Genomic DNA, 17,728 nt, shown 5'->3' on the forward strand with positions numbered 1-17,728 from the left:
TAGTGGCGGGGCAGGAGACCCGCCTGTCTACTGGATGTCCCAGGTCTCGGGATGAGCGGCATAGGGACCGCCGCCAGGCGCAGGCGTCCAGACGAAGTCCTTCAGCTTGTTGGAGGCAACGCCGTAGCGATTGGCCACCCATAGCGTTGCCCAGGGAAGATCCTTGTTCATCACCTTGCAAACATCCTGCCAGGCGGCATCAAGTTTCGACGCATCGGTTTCAGCGAGCGCCTTGTCGAAAGCCGCGCTCAGATCGTCGAATTTGATGCGCATGGTGTTGAAGCCGGCGGGCGGAATCTGCGACTTGTTGAGGCCCGGATTGATGCCGGCCGGATTTGGGCCGTTCTGCAGGCCGGCATAGACCATGGGGAATGCGCTCCAGTCCGGCGTGCCTTCCTTGTAGACGATGCCATTGTAGGTCGGTGTGTCGACGACGCGCGGCACGACGTTGATGCCGACCTGGGCCAGCATGGACTGAATGGCGGCCATGACGTTGGCAGCTTGCGGCGAGCCGTAATAGGTCAGCAAGGTGATGGGCTTGTCGCCATTGATCTTGTCCCAGCCGGCCTCAGTCAGCAGTGCCTTGGCCTTGGCCGGATCGTAAGCGTAGGCTTCCAGTCCTTCGGGAACCAGTTGCGGCGCGACATAGCCGCAATTGGCCGGCTTGGCTGCGCCGCCATAGAGGCTCTCGATGATGGCGTTGCGGTCGATGGCGTACATGATCGCCTGGCGAACCTTGAGGTCCTTGAACAGGTCGACCTTCTGATTGAGGCCAATATAGTTGACCACGTAGGAGCCGCCCTCGATCACCTTGAAGCTGGCGTCGGTTTTGAACGATGCCGCATCGTCGGGCTCGACATAGGTGAACTGGATCTCGCCCGCTCGTAGCGCCGCGACTGCCGCAGCAGGGCTCTCGAAATAGCGGTTGATCAGCACGTCGACCTTCGGCTTGCCGCCACGATAGTCGTCGTCCGCGGCCAGTTCGACATATTGGTCGGTGACGTACTTTTTGAATTTGAACGGACCCGTGCCGACCGGACTGGTCGACCACCAGGTGCTGGTCGCCAGCGATTCCGGCGGCATCCCGGCAAGGGCATGCTCCGGCAGGATCAGCACCTGCGAAAGAATGGACAGGAAGGAGCCGTTCGGCTTTGACAGCTTGATGATCACGGTGCTGTCGTCGGGCGCCTCGACCGAGGCGACATCGCCGAGGCGTGCCGCCAGAAGGCTGCCGGAAGCCTTGTTCTTGGCAAGCTCGATGGTGAATTTGACGTCCTTGGACGTGAACGGCTTGCCGTCGTGCCAGCTCTCCTTGACCAGCTTGAACGTGTAGGTCATCTGGTCGCTGCTCATCGTGTAGTTCTTGGCCAGGTCGCCTTCGAGTTCGGTCAGCCCCGCGTTCCAGATGACCAGCGGTTCAAAATAGGTGCTGAGCCAGGTGAAGCCACCGGTCGCGACCAGCGGGTTGAAGTTCTTTGGGAAACCACCGGGACCGACGTCGAAACCGCCGGCAATGGTCTTTGGACTTTGTGCCTGCACGATGGTCGGCAGGCCAGCGCCGAGCAGCAGCGCGGCGGCAATGGATATCGTCTTAATGCGCATGGTTTCCTCCCTTGGCATTTTTCAGGTTGTGCGATTTTTGGCGATGACTTGCTCAATACCTCTGTAGTGATCGTCGAGCCGGCTGCGTGCCCGATCGACATCCTTGGCGGCGACCGCCTCGACGATTTCATGATGATCGCGCCAGGTGGCGAGCGGCGTCGGATTGTCGAGATTGGTGAAGTCGGAAGCCTTGTTGAACGCCACCCAGAAGATGTCGATGAGAGCGCTCAGCATGTGGTTGTTCTGGCAGCGGAACAGCATCTGGTGGAACTGCTGGTCCTCCTCGGCAAAGCTCTCGCTGCGCTCGGCCCGCTGGCGCATGCTTTCAGTCAGCCGGCGAAGCTCGTCGATGTCCTCGGTGCTGATCATCTCGATGGTCTTGGCAATCAGTCCGGTCTCGAGCACGCGGCGGATCTCGCGCAGCTCCTCGACGTCGCGCAGCGAGTCCTGCAGGCCGTAAGCCAGATTGTCGAGCAGTGGCTTGAATGAGAATTCCTTGACGAACACGCCGATGCCGCGGCGCGTCTCCAATATGCCGATCGATTCCAGCGCCTTGATCGCTTCGCGAACCGAGTTGCGGCCAACGCCGAGCTGCTGGGCCAGGAACGTCTCCGGCGGCAGCGGATCGCCCGCCTTCAGTCTGTTCGCCTCGATATATTTGCGCAAGCTCTCCTGCACGCTCACATGCAGAAGCGGTGGTCGGCTGAGCGGCTCAATCGACTTTAATTCCGCCATAGTTGCTCCCTGCTCCCACTGTTGTCCGACGCCGAATAACCACATCGCGCGGGAGGTTGACGACTTGTCCTATAACGACTTGTAGGATATCCTGCAAGCCATCGGAGGAAATATCGGGATATGAAGATCGTTTTGGCCGGCACGAGCCATTGGCACGCCGACATGCACCTCGATGCGGCGCGCACTGCCGGAGCTGAAATCATCGGCGTGTGGGACGAGGACGAGGCGCATGCAAGGGGTTTTGCGGCGCGAAATTCACTGAGCGCGATTGCTGCATTCGAAGGCGTCCTGGCAGCACCAGCCGATCTGATTCTGCTGATGGGACATCCTTCGACCGTACCCGCCAGGGCGCGCGGCGTGATCGAGGCTGATATCCCGCTTATCCTTGAGAAGCCGGCAGCGAGCAGCACAGCGCCGCTGATCCAGTTGCGAGACCTCGCCCACGAGCGAAAAGCCTTCGTCAGCGTGCCTTTGCCCAACCGCTTCGGCCCGGCAGTGATCGCCTTTGAAAGACTGCGCCAAGAAGGTGGCGCCGGCCAACTCGCGCACTGCCATTTCCGCGTCGTCAACGGGCCGCCCGAGCGCTATGCCGCCGACGGCGTTGCCTGGGTGGTGGACCCCGCGATTGGCGGTGGCGGCGCATTGCGCAACCTGGGCATTCACGGTGTCAATGCTGCGCTGAGCCTCGCCAGCGGAGAGCTCCGTCTCAAGTCTGTATCGGTGGACAACCGCATCCACAGGTCTCCGGTTGAGGACTATGCGCTGCTGGTGCTGAAGGACGAGGCCGGCGCGCTGTTTACCGTTGAGGCGGGTTACACATTCGCCTCAATGCAGCCCGGCGGCGATTTCGAATGGCGTATCGTCAGCGCCAACGCCACGCTCATCGACCGTGGCGACAGGGCGATCTGCGCGACGCGCCACGACGCTGCACTTGTCGAGCTGCCGGTCGAGCTGCCGGCTACACGTTACCGGCTCAGCATGCGCGACACGTTCGAACGGTTGCAGCGCAAGGCTGCGCCCGCAATCTCCATAGACGACTATGTGGCGGCGATGTCGCTAATCGACGCCGCGTACCAGAAGGCAGGACGATGATTGGAATAGGCATTATCGGCGCGGGCGATTTTGGCGCCGTGCATGCGCGCGCGATCAGGGAGGTCGATGACATACGCCTCGTCGCGGCCTGCCGTGGAGACGCGACGGCGCTGGCCGCCTTCACGGCCGAACATGGCGGCATGGGCTACCCCGACTGGCGCGACCTTCTCGAAGACAGCAACGTCGATGCCGTCGTCATCGCTGCCCCGCACGCATTGCATGCCGAAATGGCGATCGCCGCGGCCAAGGCCGGCAAGCACATTCTGCTTGAAAAGCCGATGGCGCGAACGGTGGCCGAATGCGATGCGATCAATGCGGCGGTGACGGAGAATGGCGTCAAGCTGATGGTCGCCCATCTGCTGCATTTCTCGAAACCCTGCATGGCAGCAAAGAAGATCATCGATGCGGGTGAGATCGGACGGCCGCTGATCGCGTCGAGCTGGATGATCAAGCTCTGGATGGAGCATAACCGACGCGACTGGCACCTGCGCAACGCCACCGGTGGCGGCATGCTGATGACCGCCGGCATTCACGCGCTCGACCGTCTCATCTGGCTGATGGACGACGGAGTCAAGTCGGTGAGCGCCATGCTCGGCGCGAAGTTTCACGAACAGGAAGCGGATGACACGTCGATGCTGGCGCTGCGTTTCAAAGGCGGCGGCCTGGGTCAAGTACAAAGCGTCGGCTATCGCAATGGCGCGGTCGGCTTTGCGATGGACCTCATCTGCGAGCGCGGCACGCTGCACATCGACATGGATCGCGGCACGATGATTGGCCAGGATACGGTGTGGACCGAGGTGCCGGATTCGTTCGAGCCCGCCTGGATGCACAATGCGGTGAAACGCGAATGGGCAGCGCTGCGTGACGCCATCGTTCGGGACAAGCCGGTACCGGTGACCGGCGCCTATGGGCGCAAGCTCATCGGCGTCATCGAGGCAGCCTACGCTTCGGACAAATCCCGCCGCGAGGAGATGATCGCCGATGCTGGCTGATATCGATGCAATTGCCAAGGCGATCGCCGAGGCTTACAGGAATCCGGGCCAACGCGTACCGGCATCGCGTTTCATCGACTTGACGCGCAATGAAGCACTGGCGATCCAGGGCGAAGTCATGAAGCTGCTTGGCGAAAGCGCGCCCGTTGCCAAGGTAGCGATGCCGCCCGATGGAATTGCGACGGGTGCGCCTATTCCCGCCGGAATGGTAATCGACGACGGCGGAACGATCGAACTTGGCGAACGCGATCTCGCCGGGCTTGAGATCGAAATGGCTGTGCGACTTGGCGCCGACCTGACGCCCGAGATCGCCAAAGCTGGCCACTCGGCCGTGTTGCAGACCATCGAGCATTTCGTCCTCGGCATCGAGCTCATCGGCTCCCGCATCGACGACCGGACCAAAGCCGGCCCTTTCGGCCCACTGGCCGACAATATGGTCACCGGCGGCTATGTCATCGGGACGCAGGTACTGGCGCAAGAGCCGAAGGTCGAGGGCCTGGCGATCACGCTTTCCAGCGACGGGGCGATCCTCCAGCGTGAGACCACGAAATACCCGTTCGGCGACGCCATCTCTCCCGTCATTGCTTTCGCCGGGATGGCCGACGATCATTTCGGCGGTTTTAGAAAAGGCATGGTGATCACCACCGGATCACTGTCGCCGCTGCTGATCGTTCCAAGGAAGGGTCGCATCAAGATCAGCCTTGGCGACTTTGCGCCGCTCTCCTTCACGCTTCGCTAGTCCAACCATGAGCTATCATCTCTCCGCCCTCCCCGCACATGCGCCGCGCGGCATCTGGGGCGCCGTAATGCTGGCGGTGGGCCTGGATGGCAATATCGACTGGAGCGCCACGCAAGAGACCGTCGCGCAGCTCTGCGCATCGGGCGTTCACGGCATCTATTCCAACGGCACGGCATGCGAGTTCCATTGCCAGACGGAAGCCGAATTCAACCGTCTGAGCGAGATGGTGGCACAAGTCGCAGGCGCTGCGAAAACCCCTTTCCAGGTCGGCATCAGCCAGTCCAATCCGCGCGTTGCACGCGAGCGGCTGAAGCGCGTTGCCGGGCTGACCCCCTCGGCAGTGCAATTCACATTGCCGGACTGGTGGCCACCAAGCGATGAGGAAATGCTGCGTTTCGTCTCGGGTTTGGCCGAGGCAGCGCCGGATACTCCTCTGGTGCTCTACAACCCGCCGCATGCCAAGCGGCGGCTGACGATTGAGGGCATCATCGCGATGCGCGCTAAAGTGCCGACATTGGTCGGCGCCAAGCTGCCAGGCGGCGACGCCAGCTGGTATGCCGACATGCGGCGCGAAGTGCCCGGCTTTTCGGTTTTCGTACCCGGCCACATGCTTGCGACCGGCTATGCCCACGGCGCGCATGGCAGCTACTCCAACGTCGCCTGTCTCAGCCCCAAGGGTGCATTGCAATGGTGGGCTCAGATAGTTGCCGAAGAACATGCCGCCGTCGAGATGCAGGTTCGCATCCAGGCGTTCATCACCGACCATGTCCTGCCGTTTAGGGCGCGTTACGCCGTCAGCGACGCTGCCCTCGACAAAGCGATGGCCGCAGCCGGCGGCTGGGGTACGCTCGGGCCGCGGTTACTATGGCCCTATTCATCGGTTCCGGGTGAAGACATACCGGCATTGGCGAAGGCCGCTCGCGCGGCCTTCCCCGAATGGTTCTAGCGGTCAGGCGCGCTTCGTCTCGCCGCCGATGCCGCGGGTGACCACGTCGTCGATTTCGGCTGCGCCATAGCCATATTCGGCAAGGATTCGGGTGTGTGTTCGCCAACGAGCGGCGCAGGACGTACGATCGCCGCCGGCGTCTCCGACAGTTTCACCATCGGCGCCACCACCTTCACTTCGCCAGCCGTCGGGTGCTTGTAGGAATTGATTATGCCATGTGCTGGACCTGTGGGTCGCGCTCCACCTGAAGATGGATCTTGACCTCGCTCATCAGATGTAGACGGCGAGCATCGCGCTCAGAAGATCGGGCCCAAACGCGACTGGTCAAGAAGCCTTCGGAAGGACACACGGTAGCGGCCGTAGCCCGCCTTCACGAGCAGTCCCTCGCCTCGGCGGCCTACGTCCGACCGACGCCCTCTGCGAAGGTCGGATTGGCGATGTCATCGAAGCGGCGCAATCCAATAGCGAACTCTGCGCGGCCTGAAGGTCAGACCACCTTCAACGCAGCGGCGCGATACCGCTCATAGCCGACCGTCACGAGCAGCCCTTCCTCACATCCGGGAGAGATAGTACCGTGGGATGCCGATGTCGGCGAGATCAAGGATCCGCGAGTAATACCGCCTCGTATTCGGGGCGCGACGATTCGAAATGAAGGTCGAGCCAGCCGGCATCGCTCGCTTCGTGACCGGTGGACGTTTCGTTTCTGGCAGACAAATGACTACCCCCCGTTATGCGCGTCACAGATACAAGCGTACCAAACGGCATCACGCAATGGCGGTGCGAACCTACGTGGAACCGAACGCCGGTCATTGCTCTCGTCGTTTGAAGGTTAGATGGACAGATGACATTGCGCGGAAAAACCGGCTGGCGCGAGATCGAGGTCGGCTGCGGCTCGTCCGACGCCACCTGCCCGGTCGTGGCGCTGGAGACTTGGCTCAAACTCGCCCGGATCGCGCATGGGCCGCTCTTCCGGCGTGTCCCCGGCCAGGGCAAGGCAGCTGGCGCCGACCGGCTCAATGACCAGGAGGTTGCGCGCCTCGTCAAGCGCACAGCCCTCACGGCCGGCGTACGCGGCGATCTGCCGGAAGGCGAGCGCGTGGAAAAGTTCGCGGGCCATTCGCTGCGCGCTGGCCTCGCCTCCTCGGCCGAGGTCGATGAGCGCTATGTGCAAAAGCACCTTGGTCAAGTCTCCGCGGAAATGACCCGTCGTTACCAGCGCCGTCGCGACCGCTTCCGCGTCAATCTCACCAGGGCGAGCGGTCTCTAAGCCTGTCTCTACGAGCTTGGGACGCCGGTACTTCCTTGCAAAATTGGAACTGTACTCCATAATTGCAAGGATGATTGCTCGGGCCCCGTCAGGTCGGCAAAACCACCCTTGCGCTCAGCATTGCCGAACGGCGTCCTTCGATCTATCTCGACCTCGAATCCGACGCCGACCGCGCCCGACTTGCCGAGCCGGAGCTTTATCTGGCCGACCATCAGGACAAACTGGTCATCCTGGACGAGGTCCACCGGCTGCCAAACCTGTTCCAGAACCTGCGCGGGCTGATCGACCGAGGCCGCCGCAGCAGCCGAAAAGCCGGCCGTTTCCTGCTGCTGGGATCGGCGTCCATGGATTTGCTGAAGCAGTCAGGCGAGACCCTTGCCGGCCGCATTGCCTATCTTGAAATGGATCCGATCGACGGTCTCGAGGTCGGCGCAGCCGATCTTGGTCCGCTTTGGGTGCGCGGCGGCTTCCCCGACAGCTTTCTGGCCACCAGCGACCGCGCCAGTCAGCGGTGGCGGCAGGACTTCATGCGCACCTATCTGGAGCGCGACATTCCCCTTCTCGGCCCACGGATCCCGGCCGAGACACTGCGGCGTTTCTGGACCATGCTGGCGCACCACCAGGCCGGCCTGCTCAATGCTGCCGAGTTCGCCCGTGCACTTGGCGTGGACGGCAAGACCGTCGCGTCCTATCTCGACCTGCTCGTCGATCTCTTGCTGGTTCGCCGGCTGGAACCGTGGCATGCCAATGTCGGCAAACGTCTGGTCAAATCCCCGCGGGTCTATGTTCGCGACAGCGTCACCCATGCACTGCTCGGTCTCGTCACGCAGGAAGACGTGCTTGGACATCCAGTGGCCGGCGCCTCCTGGGAAGGCTTTGTGATCGAGACCCTCACTGCGACCGCCCCCACCGGCACGCAAAGCAATTTCTACCGAACAGCCGCGGGCGCGGAAATCGACCTGCTGCTCACGTTACCGGGCCAGCGCCTCTGGGCCATCGAAATCAAGCGAAGCCTGACTCCGAAGCTAGAAAAAGGCTACCATCAGGCCTGCCAGGACCTTAACCCGGAGCGGCGCATCGTCGTCTTTCCGGGATCGGAGCGTTTTCCGCTCCAGCATGGCAAATAGGCCCGCGCTCATAAATAAGGCGACCGTCTGACGACTTTTTGAACTCGTCCTGCCAAAGGGTAATGGCAACGGTCTTGGTTCCCTCATTTCGAGCCGACCAACTCCACTGCGCGTTAACCGGAGCTGTACCGAAATGCGCAAAGGCCGCAGTGTGCGTGTATTTCTTCGGCATGTGTCTCTCCCATCGTCATCGGAAGGTAAGCACCATCGCTCAGGCCCCCACAAGCCCCCAGTCCGCCGCCCACCAGGCATAGGCGACAGGAAGCATCGCCAAGCACCTCTCTACCCTACAGTCATCACAGTCATCGCTAAGGCTCGCCTCGACGCCAACGCGGCCCCTACAGGCGTCAATGGGCTTACCGGCGGCCCGACCAACATTGTCAACTGCTGAGATCGAGAAGCGCCTGAAGGCACTCGGGTTAGGGATCGAGTTCAAGAGCTGTCGTCAGTACGGCAGGACAGTTGACTATCACTGCCAGAAGAGGATACCTGCAGGATGGACGCCACGCGTCCAAATCGGACCTCAGAACGATCTCGGATCTTTAGGTTTATTCGACAACAAGTTCGCCATACTTATCACACCCCACATAAACAATGGTATTCCCTTGATTCTCCCATAGAAGCCGTAATCACCACGGAGCATTTTTCTCACCAGATCTCGCTTCGCGTATACGTGACCGCCGTCCAGAGCTTTCTTAAAGTACTCCTCTGCGTCTTTTTGCGATATATGCGTATTTCCATCCCTTCCGATCCTACTTAGCGCGTAAGCCGCAGAAATATCTCCGAGTTCTGCAGAAGACCTGTAGCTTTTGATCGCTTCGTTAATCTATCCCATTTGCTCAAGTAAGGCGCCGGCATAAAACCAAGCCCTGGGTACGCCATTGTTTCCTAAGCTTCTATATCGCGAAAGCGCAGCGCCAATGTCTTTAGCAACGCCCAATCCTTCTTGGTACATATAAGCCAAGCAAAATGTCGCCTCCAGCGATCCCTGACGCTCCATATCTAATAAGGGCTGATAGGCTTCGGTATACCGATTTGAACGGTATAGGCTAAACGCATCTTGGTTTTGATTGTAAGCCATCTGAATAAACTCAGTGGCATTCCTCCACGATTTGCTGAATCTTCGAGAAGCGGTTCTCGCCCGCGTCGTCAGATTCGGTCGCGCACCGCGCACGGAATCCTGACCGGATCACAGTAAAAACTATCGCGTGGAATAGGGGCTCAAATTCGGCATCGAAGGCACAGTTGATGAACACATTGCGCGGATGCGCAGCCATCAATAATTCTTACTGTTCGATAAGCGGCCGTCGCTCCCCTTCACTTCTTTAATCGTGCCGCGTATCTCACTTTGCGTGAAATGCGTCGGCTTGGTGGCAGGCTTCAGGATCACAACCCCGTCACTGGTCCGTCCAACCGAATTGGCGCCCTTCGTCGTGACAAACTGGCCTGATGACGCCGAGCGCCGAGCGGTAGTTGCTGTTTCGCCATCGTCCAGATATGGCGCAAGCAGCGTGCGGGCGCAAGGTCTTGCGGTAACTGTCACTCATAGCCTGTCATCTCGAGATAGCCGCGCCCGGCATGGGTGCCCTCAAATCGGATCGGGCCTTCCCAATAGGGAAAGCGTGTGTCCATCCAGGCTTCTGGGTTTAGCGTCCGGATGGTCACATCCACCCCTTTTTCCGGCAATTGCACCCTCCAGCGGATCGGCACGCTACGTCCCGCGACCGCCGCCGTTTCGAGCGGCGTCACCCTTAGCGCGCCGGGGGCCTGCGGCTGCGGCCTGCCGTCGGCCTTGATCCATGTGGCCGATGTAAAGCCCGCGCCTCCGTCGCGCAGGCGAAAGCCCATCATCTTTTCGCCGCTGTCGAAATGCAGCGAGAACCAGTCCCACCCGGTTTGATCCTCAGCCAGCGGCTGCGAGGACCATTCGTGGTCCAACCACGCCTGACCGGTCACCGCAATCGCGCCTGCCGGAAGGGTCAGCGTGCCGGTCACGTGGTAGAATGGTTGCGAGTAATAATAGCTCGCCTGCCCCTTCTCGGATTTCACCGAATAGCCTTGCACTCCCTGCGGCACCAGAGGGCCTTTGGCGTCCAGCGCCAGTTCGTAGGAAAACGCCCGTCCCGCCGCACGCAGATCGAGCGCCGACAGCGCATCCGCCTCTGGCAGGGCCCGGCCTGCCATCTGCCAGTTGTCAATCCACGCCGCAAAGGGCGCAGCCGTAACCCCCGCCTGGCCGATGCCGCCCCGTGCGCTCCGTTCGGCCACGAATTGGTGCGTTTGCGTCGTCAGCCCCGCATGGCCCATCCAAAGCTGCGGACTGGACCAGCCGGACCGCTCCACCGGGGCCAGGGCGGATCGGAAAAGAGTCCATTGCACGCCATAGTCCGCTCCATCCGCAGCTTGCAGGTTGGCGGTCAAATACCACCATTCGATCCGGTAGCCGGGGTGCGGGCCGTGGTCTGCCGGGAAGTTGAATGCAGTCCCCGGCTGCGGCACTGAAAACCCGTCAGCCTCTGTGCCAAGACCAGCAAAACCCTGGCCAAAGGCGGGTGCGGCGGCCAAGCACATGTAGATCAGCAATGCTCTAACGCTCATGTGCAAATACCTTCAGCAAATCCGATGGCGAAAGACGCGCCAGCCGCCAGGCAGGCGCGGCGGCTGCAAGTCCGGCCGCCAGCAGCGCGAGCGCCGCCAGCCGCGCCCAGTCGCCGGGAAAAAGGTGCATCGGCAGACGCCAGCCAAAAGCCTCCACATTCACCACCGCCAGTAGAACAAAGGCGAGCGCAATACCTACAGGCACAGCGGCCAGCATGGTCAAGGCTGCCAACAGCAAGCCGCGCGAAAGCTCTAACCATGCGAGGTGGCGGCGGGTCAGACCCATGGCCCAGACCGGCGCCAGTTGCGGCAGACGCATCCCCGACAGGGTCATGAGGCTCGCAAACATCGCCAGCCCCGCGACTCCCAGCGTCAGCACATTCAGCGCGGCTGTCACTCTGAATGTGCGCTCAAACACTTTGAGCGAAAAGACCTTGATCCCGGCCTGGTCAATCACGTTCTGCGCGGGCAGCCCGAATTGCGCACGCAAACCCGCAGCCAGTGCTTCGGCCTTGCCGGGGGCAATCCGAATGGCATAGCGCAGGCGGGAGACGTCAGGATAGTGCTGGACCAGTGTGTCGATCCCGATGATCACTTGGCCGATCGGGTTGCCATAGTCGCTATAGACTCCGACGATGCTGGCCCTCCAGCCACCGGGCAGCGTGATCTGGTCCCCCAGGCCCAACTCCTGGCGCCGCGCCAGTTGTTCGTTGATCAGGGCGCCGTCGCCTGCGGCGATCCGGTCCCACACCTCCGGCACTGCAGAGAGGATCGGCCAGTTGTCGCGATAGGTGGCATGATCGGCCACGCCGTATATTGCCGCGGGCTGGCCTGCGACCCGGCCCTCAACGCTCCAGATCGGCAAGACCGCGTCGCTGCGCTGGGCCAGCCAGTCGTGTATCGCCGTGGCCTCTGCTTCAGTGCGGGCGGTCACGTAAAGCTCAGCGGCGAGACGCTGATCGAGCCAGCCGGTGAAGGTCAGCCGAAAGCTCGACACCATCGTGCTGACGCCCACATTGGCGGCCAGCGCAAGCAGCAGTGCCATTAGCGCCAATGACAGGCCGGGAAGCTGTTGACGCGTGTCGGCCCAAAACCATTCGGCCAGTGGTCCACGCACCAAGCGGCCGCCAAGCTGCAATATCCCCGTCAGCACGAGCGGCAGCGCCAGTGCCGCCCCCAACAGCAGTGCCGCCAGAAGCGCAAAGCCCGCCTCGAGGCCGGATCCGAACTGTGCAATTCCCGCCGCCGTCAACAGGAGCACCATCGCCGCCACGCCTTGCGCGCGCAGTGCCCGCTCCGAAGCCCGCGCCCAGGCCCGAGGCTGGGCCGCTGCAAGCAGTGGCAGGTGCCATAGCCGCCAGAGGCTCTGTGCGGCCGCCACCAGCGTGCCGATTACCGCGATGGCCAGCCCCGCTGCCCACACTGCGGGGCGGATCGACAGCGTTCCCGGCACATCGGCCCCGTAAAGCCCGCGCAGGGTGGCGGCAACGTCGGGCAAAAGGGCCGAGGCGACTACATAGCCAAGTGCCACGCCCACCAGCCCCGCGAGGAGGGCGAAGATCAGCAGCTCGGCGATCAGCAAAAGGACGAGCACGCGGGCCGGCAAGCCCAGTGCGCGCAGCGTGCGAAATACCTGGCGGCGCTGTTCAAAAGCCAGACCGATGGCGGAATGCACGATGAAGAGCCCCACCGCAAAGGCAAGAAAACCGAAAGCCGTCAGGTTCAGGTGAAAACTGTCGGTCAGCCTGGCAAGATCCCCCGTTTCGCTCGGCTGGCGCAGGGTCAGGCCAGGGGCTGTCACCTTTAGAGGGGCACGGCCAATCGGTTGGTCCGGCCAGAGCAAAAGACGAGAGATCTTGTCCTTGGCCCCAAGCAGGACCTGCGCTTGCCCAATGTCGGTGAGGACTGTGCCAGGCGGCAAACCCTCGGCCACGCGCACGGGAGGTGTTGCTTGCTCGGTTAGTCGTGTCGCGGTTTCCGGGGCTGCATAGAGCACACCGGGCGCCGTGATGAACGGCAATAGCTCATCACCCACCGCAACATTCACCTGCTGCGCCTGCGGCGGCAAAGTCAGTGGGTCAATGCCAAGGACGCGCAACCGCACATCCCCAAACCGCATTTCACCTTCAATCACCGGCGAAACCAGCCAGCCTGCTCGCCGCAGTCTCACAAACACCTGTTGATCCATTCGGGCCCCGTCCTCACGCACCAGTTGCGCAAGCCGGTCCTGCCCAAGGATCGCCGCTGCACGGTCATAGCTCGCCCGCGCCTCACCGTTGATCGCCTGAACCGCTGACCACAGCGCCGTTGCCAGCGATAGCCCCAAAAGCAGCATCGCCAATTGGACAGGCCGCCTGCGCCAGTGAGACAAGAGCGCTGTCAGCCCGGTCCACACCATCACACCAGCCGGCCTGCGTGCAGGTGAACGCGGGCGTTCAGCCGGTTTGCCAGACGGTTGGAATGGGTGACCATTAACAGGGCGGCACCCGTTTCAGCCACCAGCGACAGCATAAGATCGAGTACAGCGTCGCCTGTTGCCTCATCGAGATTGCCCGTGGGCTCATCGGCCAAAACCAGCCGGGGCCGGGCGGCTAGGGTGCGGCCGATCGCCACCCGCTGTTGCTGGCCGGCCGACAGTTGTTCAGGGTAGCGCGTGAGGACTTGGGCGAGGCCCAGCCGTTTGGCAAGGACTTTCAACCATGCCGGATCAGGGCGGCCAGCAAGCCGAGCCTGAAAGGCAAGGTTGGCCGCCACATCAAGCGAAGGGATCAGGTTGAACTGCTGGAACACAAGTCCGACAGTTGCCCGCCGCAGGGCGGCAAGGGCTGTATCGTTCAGCCCCACAATATTGGTACCGCCAAGGTGGATTTCTCCCGCATCAGGGCTGTCGAGCCCTGCAACGAGGTGCAAAAGCGTGCTCTTGCCGCTGCCAGACTCGCCGGTCAGCGCAAGGCTCTTGCCCGCCTCCAGCGAAAGATCGATCCCGTTCAGAACATGCAACGGCCCCTCGCCAGTGGGGTAGAATTTGTCGATCTGGTGCAGCCTCAGCAGCATGTTACTCCCCGGAGGTCCGCGTGCATCTGACACGGCATGCATCACATTTCTTGACATTCCAGCCGCTTCTCCGAAACGGACCTTCGCTGTGCGACCGCAGTCGACCCGAAGACGACCTTGGCCCGCCGGGTCATGACAGGCAGCCCTACGCCCGCAACTGCCCTTTCCGACCCCAGCGCCGGATCCCGATATCTGCCACGCGAGTCCTTGCAGTTATTGTCCGGCTGTTTGCGCTTGTCACATGTCAATAGCCACAGCCGCGTGAGCGCGATCCTGGTTCATTGAGGTCGAACCGTCCGGAAGAAACGCCCTCTCCGAATCGTCTTCCGCGCGCCCTTAACGAAATAATTGACAGTCCAACCAAAACGGCGCTCCGTGGCTCGACGGGGATGGATCTTGGCACTCTTGGTTGATGCCGGCCTTCGCCGTCACGATAGGGAGGATGCAATGCCGACAGTCATTGGCCACCATAACATCACAAAGGGAGCGAAGCACTGGCTCGACTCGCCGAAGCGCAAAGAGCTTTTTGGTCCGCTCGGCGTGACCAACATACGAACATTTGTAGATCCACAAAATCCGACTCGGGTGGCCGTTCTTATGGACGTTCCGGACATGGACGCCATGATGAAAGCTATGCAGAGCAAGGAAGCCGCGGATGCGATGGCCTTCGATGGAGTGGTGCCAGAGTCTTTGGTGATCCTGGTCGAATCGTAAAGGTGATTGCTCCGCTGGCCAAGATTAGAAGGGGTCAGCGATTGCGGCCCCGATGCGGCTATCCCAGACTTGTGCCCGACTGGCCGCTCCCGGCCCCGTTGTGGTCGTTCCAGAACACACGTCGGACTGGCCCGCTCCTGGCGCCCAGCGACCTTCACCAACGAGGCGCGTACGAGCTGCTTCCTTACGCCAAGCCGACCCGGAAATCCTCCAAAACCTGAGCCAACCCTGGCGCGCCGAGAAGCGCCACAACGCGCTTCGGCTGAAGCTTTGCAATCGAACGATCGTAGATGGCGAGATTGGTCGCGCCGTTGAGGCGAGAGGGGTAGATGATCCCGTCGGGCCGAGACGAGTGCTCGTGAAACGCCAGCGACCACCGGCGTGCCAGGTTCTGGCGCTGTGCCCGAACGACGTCGGTAGGCACACCCATCCTGACCACGTTGTCGCCCCGGAGGTCGACCACGCGAAGGTCCGCCGTGGTCGTGATCTCCGCAAAGCGCCGTTGTGTCAGCTCCACCTCATCTATCGGAAGGTCGTCGACCATTCCCTCCCGCCGGTCACGGAGCACAGCTTCGAGGAAGCACACCTTCAGGGAATCCCCGAGGTAAAGAACGCCAAAACGGTTTGCATCGACACGGCGCCGCGGATCGCTGAAACGGCTCGCCGACTTCCCGTATCCCAGCGGATCAGGATAGGTGCTCCAGTAGATCCGACCGAATGTCCGCCCGGCAGTATGGTCTCGATTTCGAGCTTTGCGCGCCCAAAATCGGGTGGAGGTGGAACGCCGGGCATTCAGTCGAAGTCGCCTCTGGCCATACCTTCCGCAACGGCTAACACCAAGGCGTCGTTGCCTTGCTGAAGAGCCCGAAGACCTGTGCGGCCATCGAGCGCGCCATGGCGCGACACCAGAAATCGGTAGACCGCCCAGGCACTATTGCCCAACGTCGCATGGAGCGCCGGCAATGCCCCGAACGGCCGGCCGTCCTTGTCGAGCTGCCATACGGGAAAGCGAAAACCGCGCTTGGCGCCATCGATCCCGAGCACCTGCCCGCTCTGCCGCTTGGCGTTGACCGTCACCCGCGACGTGCCGAGCAGCTTGGCAAAGGCTTCCGCACTTATCATGTCCTCGCCGGCGACGATTTCGGCGACACGCTTGCGGCCACGCGCGCGCGCTTCGGCAAGCGCCGCTTCAAGTTCAGCGTCGGGCTTTCCCGTGTCTTCGACGGGAAGCGCATTATCGGAAGCAAGCGGCTGTTCCTCGACGGGTGTGATTGTTTGCGCCCCGGCGGCCGGGTCAACCTCTACTCGAAACGAGACGCGATGGCCTATCTTGCGGCTGCGGGCGATCGCTTCCTGATAGCGTTCGAGCAGCACCTTCTTGAAGTCCGACTGCGAAGGCAGCTTCGTGCTAAATGCCATTGTGGTTACTCCCGCATGCGATGCGGTCCCGCTATGATTGCTACGCTTTGGAGCGGCCATGACGACAACATCCTGTTTCCACTAGAGTGGGCACAAAAGGCAAGTTCGTCAAGTTCGATAATTTTGTAAAGTTCGTAGTCCTTTCAGCCAACTGCCGTAATCACACAATCCCCACGCCCGAAACCTCCCCCTACCCGTCATTTCGCGCAGGCCGAGCTCGCCGACCAGGTTGAGCGCGCCCTGTTTTGTCACCTTTAGCCTATCCTGGATCATGCCAGTCGAGACGAGTGGCCGCGACATCACGAGCTTTGGGAGAGTTTCGAGCTGGCGCGGCGCTGCTTGAGACGCCGTTCCATCTGGCTCTTCGCCATCACCGGTCGTGCTCCTTCAACCCGGCCAGAGCGGCGTCGTGGATCGCATCGAGCCAGGCCAGCAGCCGGTCGTTTTTCGTCCGCGCGCGCCTACGCTCCCGCGGGATGTTTTTGGCCCCAAGATGCAGGGACGCAAGAAGGTGCGGCCCAAACCCCTCTTGCCGCAGCAGCGCGGCGCAAAACAGAGGGCCGAGCCAGGTGGCATGCTGCAGCACCTCGATGTCGGACCAGGCCCCGAGCAGGATCGCGGCGCGCAGAACGACCGGCAGATCGCGTGTCTCAAAAATCACATCCTGCCATTCGGCCAGCCGTTCTTCTTCATTCCAGTCGAGATCGTAGATCAGGCCGTTTTGCGGCTCCGGCCGGTCACGTCGTGACGTTTCCTCCTTTCGACCAGGTCCGTCTGCGCCGCTCAGAATCTTCGACGAGCGGGCCAGAACGGCATCGATCTCGGCAAATTCTTCGGCCAACAGATCGTCCTCAGCGTCATCCCGACCGTCGGGTTCGACAAAGGCAGTTTCAGCCCCCTCCGCTTCCCGGTTTTTTTGTCCCGCCGCCGCCGGCATGGCGGCACTGCGGCTGGTCAGCGCCAAAAAACCGTCGCGGCTGAGCGCCCAGTCCGGCTTCTGCGAAAAAATTCGCCGGCGGGTTCGCAGCACCGCATGCGCGCGGGTGAGTTCGTGGGTCGGGGTGCGGATGTCCATGTGGGCGTCGTGCAGGACAAGGTCCTCGAGGTGGACGAGCTCGCCCTCGAGCCAGAGCACGGCGGCCGCATCGGCAAAATGCTGGCGCTCGACGAAGCCGTCGCGGACGGGCGAGCGGGCCAGGCGCTCGTCGAGCCGCGCCAAAGCCTCGGTCGCCTTCGCGACAGGCGCGATGAGGATGTCGAGGGACAAAAGACCGATATCGTAAGCCATTGTTTTCATGATGGCTGGTTCGCGTTAGTCAAGCTATCGGGCATTTAAGTTGACTTGCAGGGGATTTTCTCTGGCAATGACCTCTTATCGATAGTGATGTGGTTCACTGGTTGACCAACTCCGCTTTTGGCTCTACCGTTGCCCAAAATGCCGAT

18 protein-coding genes and 1 pseudogene are annotated in these 17,728 nt (G+C 61.8%); 7 read left to right on the forward strand and 12 right to left on the reverse strand.

The annotated features are described in order from the left end of the window. Nucleotides 1-27 precede the first annotated feature (27 nt). Entirely contained in the window at nt 28-1,602 is a 1,575-nt protein-coding gene (locus tag EH240_RS22095) for an ABC transporter substrate-binding protein (protein WP_125002557.1), read from the reverse strand. A 21-nt stretch (nt 1,603-1,623) separates the two neighbouring features. Continuing rightward, nucleotides 1,624-2,337, reverse strand: a complete 714-nt coding sequence (locus EH240_RS22100; protein ID WP_125002559.1) for a FadR/GntR family transcriptional regulator — start codon at nt 2,335-2,337, stop codon at nt 1,624-1,626. Nucleotides 2,338-2,457: 120 nt separating this feature from the next. Here EH240_RS22100 and EH240_RS22105 point away from each other — a divergent pair, with 120 nt between their 5' ends. From EH240_RS22105 to EH240_RS22120, 4 genes are read left to right on the forward strand one after another with little or no spacing between them, the layout of a single operon-like run. Then, entirely contained in the window at nt 2,458-3,429 is a 972-nt protein-coding gene (locus tag EH240_RS22105) for a Gfo/Idh/MocA family protein (RefSeq protein ID WP_125002561.1), read from the forward strand. After that, complete coding sequence (locus EH240_RS22110; RefSeq protein WP_125002563.1) at nt 3,426-4,421, forward strand: Gfo/Idh/MocA family protein; 996 nt, start codon at nt 3,426-3,428, stop codon at nt 4,419-4,421. Before EH240_RS22105 ends, EH240_RS22110 begins: the two co-directional genes overlap by 4 nt. Then, the gene (locus EH240_RS22115) at nt 4,411-5,160 is read left to right on the forward strand and encodes a hypothetical protein (protein WP_125002565.1); all 750 of its coding nucleotides are present in this window, start codon (nt 4,411-4,413) and stop codon (nt 5,158-5,160) included. The genes EH240_RS22110 and EH240_RS22115 overlap by 11 nt, the downstream gene beginning before the upstream one ends. A 7-nt stretch (nt 5,161-5,167) precedes the next feature. Next, nucleotides 5,168-6,106: a dihydrodipicolinate synthase family protein gene (locus tag EH240_RS22120; RefSeq protein WP_125002567.1), complete on the forward strand. Its 939-nt coding sequence runs from the start codon at nt 5,168-5,170 to the stop codon at nt 6,104-6,106. On the opposite strand, the gene EH240_RS39155 is transcribed toward EH240_RS22120, so the two are convergent. Beyond that, on the reverse strand, nt 6,103-6,318 hold the full coding sequence (locus EH240_RS39155; protein ID WP_425374824.1) for a hypothetical protein: 216 nt from the start codon (nt 6,316-6,318) through the stop codon (nt 6,103-6,105). The two genes, EH240_RS22120 and EH240_RS39155, sit on opposite strands and share 4 nt — an antisense overlap. Before the next feature lie 629 nt (nt 6,319-6,947). Between EH240_RS39155 and EH240_RS22135 the strand changes: the two are divergent. Continuing rightward, a pseudogene (locus EH240_RS22135) lies at nt 6,948-7,373 on the forward strand (site-specific integrase); the annotation flags it as partial. A 74-nt stretch (nt 7,374-7,447) separates the two neighbouring features. After that, nucleotides 7,448-8,500, forward strand: a complete 1,053-nt coding sequence (locus EH240_RS22140; RefSeq protein ID WP_125002569.1) for an ATP-binding protein — start codon at nt 7,448-7,450, stop codon at nt 8,498-8,500. A gap of 826 nt (nt 8,501-9,326) precedes the next feature. On the opposite strand, the gene EH240_RS22145 is transcribed toward EH240_RS22140, so the two are convergent. The 5 genes from EH240_RS22145 to EH240_RS22165 form a co-directional block, all read right to left on the reverse strand. Further along, entirely contained in the window at nt 9,327-9,581 is a 255-nt protein-coding gene (locus EH240_RS22145; RefSeq protein WP_125002571.1) for an SEL1-like repeat protein, read from the reverse strand. A 10-nt stretch (nt 9,582-9,591) separates the two neighbouring features. After that, a complete protein-coding gene (locus tag EH240_RS22150) occupies nt 9,592-9,777 on the reverse strand; it encodes a hypothetical protein (protein ID WP_125002574.1) in 186 nt (61 codons plus the stop codon). Nucleotides 9,778-10,039: 262 nt separating this feature from the next. Continuing rightward, entirely contained in the window at nt 10,040-11,098 is a 1,059-nt protein-coding gene (locus tag EH240_RS22155; protein WP_125002576.1) for a lipocalin-like domain-containing protein, read from the reverse strand. Beyond that, nucleotides 11,088-13,496 carry an ABC transporter permease gene (locus EH240_RS22160; protein WP_206075315.1) on the reverse strand — a complete coding sequence of 803 codons (2,409 nt, stop codon included), beginning with the start codon at nt 13,494-13,496 and terminating at the stop codon, nt 11,088-11,090. The genes EH240_RS22155 and EH240_RS22160 overlap by 11 nt, the downstream gene beginning before the upstream one ends. Then, on the reverse strand, nt 13,496-14,152 hold the full coding sequence (locus EH240_RS22165) for an ABC transporter ATP-binding protein (protein WP_125002578.1): 657 nt from the start codon (nt 14,150-14,152) through the stop codon (nt 13,496-13,498). Before EH240_RS22165 ends, EH240_RS22160 begins: the two co-directional genes overlap by 1 nt. Nucleotides 14,153-14,599: 447 nt before the next feature. On the opposite strand from EH240_RS22165, the gene EH240_RS22170 reads away from it, so the two are divergent. Further along, the gene (locus tag EH240_RS22170) at nt 14,600-14,866 is read left to right on the forward strand and encodes a hypothetical protein (RefSeq protein ID WP_023680946.1); all 267 of its coding nucleotides are present in this window, start codon (nt 14,600-14,602) and stop codon (nt 14,864-14,866) included. Nucleotides 14,867-15,050: 184 nt separating this feature from the next. Here the strand turns inward: EH240_RS22170 and EH240_RS22175 are convergent, their stop codons facing one another. The 4 genes from EH240_RS22175 to EH240_RS22185 form a co-directional block, all read right to left on the reverse strand. Next, nucleotides 15,051-15,662 carry an RES family NAD+ phosphorylase gene (locus EH240_RS22175; RefSeq protein WP_342634106.1) on the reverse strand — a complete coding sequence of 204 codons (612 nt, stop codon included), beginning with the start codon at nt 15,660-15,662 and terminating at the stop codon, nt 15,051-15,053. After that, nucleotides 15,659-16,285: an XRE family transcriptional regulator gene (locus EH240_RS22180; protein WP_245436288.1), complete on the reverse strand. Its 627-nt coding sequence runs from the start codon at nt 16,283-16,285 to the stop codon at nt 15,659-15,661. The genes EH240_RS22175 and EH240_RS22180 overlap by 4 nt, the downstream gene beginning before the upstream one ends. A gap of 108 nt (nt 16,286-16,393) precedes the next feature. After that, entirely contained in the window at nt 16,394-16,585 is a 192-nt protein-coding gene (locus tag EH240_RS39915) for a helix-turn-helix domain-containing protein (protein WP_342634103.1), read from the reverse strand. 70 nt (nt 16,586-16,655) lie between these two features. Beyond that, complete coding sequence (locus EH240_RS22185) at nt 16,656-17,573, reverse strand: RHE_PE00001 family protein (protein WP_342634104.1); 918 nt, start codon at nt 17,571-17,573, stop codon at nt 16,656-16,658. Between the last annotated feature and the right edge of the window lie 155 nt (nt 17,574-17,728).

This window comes from Mesorhizobium tamadayense (assembly GCF_003863365.1).
Lineage (GTDB): Bacteria > Pseudomonadota > Alphaproteobacteria > Rhizobiales > Rhizobiaceae > Mesorhizobium > Mesorhizobium tamadayense.